General features: G+C 68.1%; 6 protein-coding genes. 1 reads left to right on the top strand and 5 read right to left on the bottom strand.

Going from position 1 to position 6,000, the window contains the following annotated elements; genetic code table 11:
* Window positions 1-707 (bottom strand): IniB N-terminal domain-containing protein (locus ACTWLT_RS15225; RefSeq protein WP_445318955.1); only part of this gene is annotated, 707 nt, incomplete at its 3' end.
* Between the two features lie 497 nt (window positions 708-1,204).
* Here ACTWLT_RS15225 and ACTWLT_RS15220 point away from each other — a divergent pair.
* Window positions 1,205-1,366, top strand: a complete 162-nt coding sequence (locus ACTWLT_RS15220; RefSeq protein ID WP_445318954.1) for a hypothetical protein — start codon at window positions 1,205-1,207, stop codon at window positions 1,364-1,366.
* Between the two features lie 125 nt (window positions 1,367-1,491).
* On the opposite strand, the gene ACTWLT_RS15215 is transcribed toward ACTWLT_RS15220, so the two are convergent.
* The 4 genes from ACTWLT_RS15215 to ACTWLT_RS15200 form a co-directional block, all read right to left on the bottom strand.
* Window positions 1,492-1,725 carry a hypothetical protein gene (locus tag ACTWLT_RS15215; protein WP_445318953.1) on the bottom strand — a complete coding sequence of 78 codons (234 nt, stop codon included), beginning with the start codon at window positions 1,723-1,725 and terminating at the stop codon, window positions 1,492-1,494.
* 236 nt (window positions 1,726-1,961) lie between these two features.
* Complete coding sequence (locus tag ACTWLT_RS15210; protein ID WP_445318952.1) at window positions 1,962-2,630, bottom strand: hypothetical protein; 669 nt, start codon at window positions 2,628-2,630, stop codon at window positions 1,962-1,964.
* Window positions 2,631-5,018: 2,388 nt separating this feature from the next.
* A complete protein-coding gene (locus ACTWLT_RS15205; protein ID WP_445318951.1) occupies window positions 5,019-5,348 on the bottom strand; it encodes an STAS domain-containing protein in 330 nt (109 codons plus the stop codon).
* A 24-nt stretch (window positions 5,349-5,372) separates the two neighbouring features.
* Window positions 5,373-5,801 (bottom strand): ATP-binding protein, encoded by a 429-nt coding sequence (locus ACTWLT_RS15200; RefSeq protein ID WP_445318950.1) that lies wholly within the window; start codon window positions 5,799-5,801, stop codon window positions 5,373-5,375.
* Window positions 5,802-6,000 lie beyond the last annotated feature (199 nt).

Below are 6,000 nucleotides of genomic sequence, written 5' to 3'. Positions count from 1 at the left end.
CCGTCCAAAGTCCCGCCGACGTCGCCGATCACGCCGTTGAGACCGAGCCCGCCGACGGTGCTGTCCAGGGTGCCACCGACGTCACCGGTCATGCCGGCTGCCAGGGCGGTGGCGCCGTGCGCCGTGCCGCCCAGGCCGCCGGTGACTCCGCTGACACCGAGTCCACCGACGGTGTTGTCCACGGTGCCGGTCACGCCGCTGAGGCTCACGCTGTCGAGGGTGGCGCCCACGTCGCCGGTCACACCGGTGAGGCCGAGGCCGCCCAAGGTGCTGTCGAGGGTGCTGGCCACGCCGCCGAGCGCCAGCGCGTCGGCGGTGGCACCCGCGCTAGCTCCGAGGCTGTCTCCGGTAAGAAAGGACGTGACGCCGTGGACAGGAGCGGAGTCGACGACCAGCGGAATGATGTCCCGCACGTCGGCCGGGGTCACGTCGTTGATGCCCGCGCCGTCCAGCGCACCTTGCGGGTCCGCCTCGTACGCCGCCCGGGCGTCGACGTTGGTGAGCAGGCCGAATACGAAGTCCTGCAGACTCTGCGGTGACACCATCTCAGCGGCTACGCCCATTTCGGCCGTCGACCCCGCGTTGTCGGTGGACTCCAGACTGGTCGTCGAGTTCGCATCGGCGGTTACCTCCGTGTTGCCGGTCCAATCGGCGGCGGAGGTGGAGTTCACGTCGGCGGTTGAGTTTGTGCGGGCGCTTTCGCTCATGTTGCCGGTCCCCTCGATGGGTGTTTTAGGACGTGGTCCAGACAAGATCGCCCGACCCACGATCGACCGTAGGTTGAACTGCGGTATCGGGCATCGGGGGTGCACCCCAGCCCTGCCTCGCCGGGTTAGGGCATGGGTGGCGTTCGGCGTTAGGGGGTTACGGGGTTCTTGCGCGAAAGCCCCCGTCGATAGCCCCAGTGGGGTGATGCGCAGCAGCCGGTCGCCGAGCCGGCCTCGCCTCACTGGGTTCCCCGCCTTAACGCCTACCCGGCACGACCACCGCATGGGCGACCGCGGTGTACCGGGTCTGAACGACGCGTTGGCGGCCTCACCTCGCCACCGCGATGTGGCTCCCGCTCCCGAGATCAAGGCCGTCGTCACCGCTGCGCTGGGCGGCAACTGGCATCCGTAACGCGGGCAGCCAAGGCGGCGCTGTCTTCCCGTCGAGGAGTTGATGTTGGAGATGTTGCCGCGAGCGACATCAGACGGGGGTGTCAGTGAGGGCAAAGATGTGGTGGCAGGCGTTCACTGCGGTGCTCGCCGCCGTCCGCAAGCACACGCCGGCGCAGGATGAGGCGTTGCGGGCGGAGCGGGCGCACGGCGTGGACCGGCTCGGCCGGGAGGTGGTGGCCCGGGATGGCCGCGATGTCGAAGGGTAAGACCACATTCGTCAGCGCTGTCAATGCCGGTGCTGCCAACTCGGAAGCCGGCGGCTTGGTGCTTGGCGCCATTTGATGTGTTGTCATCGCGATCGGAGATGCATACTGGCGCACCGCCGGGTGGGTTAGTTGTCCGCTACCTCGATTCGGGGCATCGCGGCTGGGGGCAGGCACGCCGGGACGGGGATGATGACCACGTCCACCTCACGGTTTGTCACCATCCAGCTCACTGATTCCCACGGTCCGCGCACGATGCCCTCTAGCCGGTAACCTCGCCGGCGGCTGTAGTCCAGGCACTTCGCCACGGCCGGCTCGATGGGATCGATGTCGGCAGGTATCCAGATCACGGCCGTGTCCATGCAGCCCCCTGATCAACTTTAGGTTGGCGTCAGAACGGGCGGCGGGAGCTGATCGTGGTTGCCAGCCGCCGCACGGGCATCGTTGACCTGCAGCTTTGGCGGTGGCGCGGGGGCGCGCGGCCCGCTCCGTCTTAGGTGGTCTTGGCGAGTGGTAGGTGAAGCTCGCCGCGGCGACTTCCAGCTGCTCGTCACACCGTCGAGCAAAAGCGTTGTACCCGTACGAACAGGCCCCACGCTCACAGTGCCGTTACTCGCGTCCTGCCCCATACCGGCCCTGTGCGGATGTGGGACGTGTTGACCGTCGGGGCAGGCCGCTGCGCCGCTGGCCGACGCGACAGCTGGTGGACTGGGGTGCCGTCGGGAAGCAGGAAGAGCTCGCGGGCGTTGTAGCCGTGCCGGACGTAGATGGCAGTCTCGGCGGCAGTCATCGCCTCCGCGTAGGAGGGAAGCGCGAGGCGGTCCATCCGGACTAGGCAGCTGGCAAGCAGGCCCGAAGTGCGGGTGACGCACCCGGCGGCTGGCGGGACCGCAAGAAACGCCAGGTGGTTGTGCGCCTCGGCGGGACGGTGCACCTTGAGGATGCGGTCCAGGCAACGGAAGCGGTCGAGGTGGTCACCGCAGGCGGCGGCGAGCCGCTGGCGGTAGCTGGTTGGCGGCGGGATGGGCCGGTAGCGGTGGAGCCAGACGGCGGCGGCGGAGCGGTCAGCGAGCAGGTAGGCCTCGCCGAACAGGAGCGCGTGTTCGACCCAGATGTGGGCAACGGCGGTGAGCACGTCGCGTCGCTGGTCGTGTTCGGGCACGAGCCAGGCGCCGATCGCCGCATTGTGCAGAGAATCGGCGACGAGGCTCGATACCTGGCCTCTGTCGCACCAACGGGCGCGGACTGTGGGCGGAATACGTCGCATGGGACATCTCCTGTGGATGTGGCGTGGTTGCCCGACGGGGAGGTACGTCCCGGTGGGCGAGGGTGTGCAGTCAGGGTCAGGTCGCCGGCCACTGGAGCGGACATGCCGGCACGCGTCACGGATCGACGTCAGCGAAAGACAAGGACAAGGTCATCCCACCACCCGGCTGCGCCCGGACACTGGTCACCGCCGGCAGCGCCGGCGTGAAGGTGCGCTGGGGCCAGAGGTGCTCCTGGGTCATCTGCGGTCGATCACCGCATCGCCCGGCTGCGGCGGGCAGGAGTGGACACGGCAGAGATCGCGCTGCTGCTGCCTGTGCTCGCTGTCGCGGCAGGAGGTGACGCCTCAGGCAGGTCTGGTGTCGGGCTCGGGCGATCGTCCGGTGAACGTGTCGCACCGGGACGAAACGCAGCGCTGGGATACCAGCTGCGGCGTCCACCAGTGGGGCGAGACATCGGCAGCCCCCGCCGTACCGGCGGCTGAGGAACCCGAGTTGGTCGCACTGCCGGACGCGGCAGGCGTCAGGCCACCGGAGGGAATCCCACCGCTGCGCCCCTGGCTACGACTCACGTCGACGGCATCCGGTTCGGCAGGTTCGCTGCCCCTCCAACGCTCCACTGACACGTTCCAGGGCAGCGCGGGAGACCCGCCTTGCGAGCGCGCCGGAACCACCGCCGGAGCCGGGACGGAGTGCTCTGAACTGCCTGGAGGGATGCCGGGCAGCGCTCCGGGCCCAGGCTCCGGTTCGACCGGCTCACTGGGGGGAGCCACCGGGTGCGCTGGCGGGCCGAGGATCGGCCGGGTCACCTCGAGCACCGGCGCGAGGACCGGGCTCAGTGTCTCGACGATGAGCCCGGCCACCGGCCGGACAACCGCGCCCACAGGTGCGAGTTCACCCGTCCCGGCGATCACCTGCACCGCCGGTGCTGCCGCATCCACGACCGGACGCGTCACCGGCGCCACGGCGTCGACGACTCTCGTCAGCCCCGTACCGGCCGCGCGGCTCGTGGCACGAGGCAGCGGCGGCACCGCCGGAGACCGACCAACGGGTGGTATTTGCACGGCAGGGTTGGTTCCCGCGCGGCCAGAGGTGGCTCCGCCGTTTGTGGCTGGGGCCACGGTCACCAGCTCGCCTAGCGCCTCGGTTTCGCTCCGGTTGCGTTCACCCGTCACTGACCCCGCGGGTGAGGGTGCAAGGACACCGTCGATCAGCGCCCCGGCGTCGTCCAGGAGGGGGCCGACGAGGCCCGGGCGAGGATTGTCGACGGCGTAGGCGGGCACCTGCATGATCGCCTCATAGGCGCCCCAGACGGCAATGAAACCACCGAGTAGGAGCATCCCGCGCACCGTCGTCTGAGCCAGCGGCCGGCCGCGACGTCGCATCAGGGCACCTCCCGGCTCGTCGACAATCGCCCAGCAACTCCACCCATTGTGCCCGAAAGCCGCCAGCCGGTCACCCTCCGACATGAGGGTCAGTACAGTCCGCTCGAGTGTCAGCGCGAGCTCACTAACGGCAGGACGGCCACCCGCCCCCGACGTGACGCTTCACCAACGCTTCTAACGGCTCATCCTCAAGAGCCCATCGAAAGCTCCCCGGCAGGATGTTGACAGACGTCGGCGTTCGCAGAGACACCACACCGGCCCGGGTGGCAACCACTTCGGATGACGTAGACGACAGGGAGGTCGTACCGGGCCAGGCATCGACGAATCTTCGGTGGGACGATCAGCGAGACAGACCCGCCGTAAGTCGCTTGCGGATGATGTACCCGCAGACGATCGCTGTGGTCGGTGGATCAGTTGGCGGCGAGTGTGGTCAGGTAGGTGTCCGCGGCGTCGGGTGTCATGGACCAGTTCTGGAAGTCGTTGGGTCGGAGAAGCCGTTGGCGAACCGGCGTGCAATGGTCGGGTTGGTGGAGGCGGCCCGAGGATGGTCGGCCCCGGGCTGACCGAATCGCGGGCAATCCCGCTAACGGTGCTTCCGGCGATCTTGGTAGTAGATTTCAGCGGCTGGGAAGCAGTCGCTGAGGTGATGGCGGGCCCCGTTGTGTTGTGAGGTCAGTGGCCGCCTTCGCGCCGCGAAGGATCACGAGCAGCCGCCGCAGCTCAGTGACCACCTCGCGTCCGACGTCCTGGACCGCGTCGAGCTTGCCGTACATCTGCCATCTCAGGAACTTGATTCTGAGGTGCGCGTCCTCGTTAGGACCGTCGCCTGTGGGCAGGGTGAGCCCGGCGGACAGCGGGCAGGTCGTTCGCAGGCCCGTGGACGGAGGCACGTAGTGGACGGGCCTCGGCCTCTAGCTCATCCAGCCAGGTGTGGAGGTTGTTGCCGCCGTGCGTCCCTGCGCCATCGCTGCCGGATCCTGTTCGACCCCTGGCCTGTTGTGGCAGTCAGCGAGTGCCGGATGTCAGGGCGTTCAGGACACCGGTCACCGCGAGTACCCGCTTCACCTGGGCGGCGGGATTGACCACAGCGAAAGGGCGACCTGCAGCCCTCGCCGAGTTCCGCGACTTGATGAGCGCGGTGATGACGGTGGAGTCGATGAATGTCACTCGGGCGAGGTCGACCTGCACCCCGCTGCCTGCATCAACCTCAACCACCTCCTGCAGCAGCCTGTGCAACTCCTCGGCACCGTTGATGTCGATCTCGCCGGACAGCGCGACAGTCCTCGCGTCACCGTCGGCACGGACCTGATACTGCCAGTTCTGCTCCGGATTCACGCCTGCTCACCCTTCATCGGCAGATCAGTCCACCCTATCCCTTTCAGAGATTGAGCTGTCCGGAACAACAAGTGTCGATTGCGCGGTGAGGCAGGCGCTCACCGAGGCAGTGACTCCGGCAGGCCCTGCAACCACCATCAGCGTCCCGGTTAGCTGGTGCGCCAACCACAGCCCTCGGCCGCCCGGCACGTCCGCCGCCGGCATCTCGACGAGCAGGTCACCCATGCCGGAACCGTGATCGGTCACCTCACACACCACCACGTCAGCGCGCAGGTAGAGCTCCAACCGGCCTGCCCCACCGCCGTGGCGCACCGCGTTGGTCACCAGTTCATGAACCGCCAGCACGAAGTCTTCTGCGGCATCGCCGGACAACCCGGCCGCCGCGACCCGCGCGGCAAGCAGATGCCGCACCTGCGTCACCGTGGCGCCCGTGAACGGCTGCGATAGCAGCACTGGCGGTTGTATGCCGTGCACGCCCAGGCCCACCCCTACGCCCACCAGGCCACCGCCGTCCTCATGCCAACAGGCTAACCGCCAACGGCGGATCCGCGACCATTGCTTTCCGACAAGCACTGCAATGATGCAAGGGCATCAAATCTGCACCAAGTCGCCTCCGTGGAAGCCCGCAGATTGAATGCGTGTTTCGCGGTGG

Source organism: Micromonospora yongxingensis, from assembly GCF_052601155.1.
Note: the sequence above shows the minus strand (reverse complement) of the source record. Positions and strands in the feature narration are given on the sequence as shown.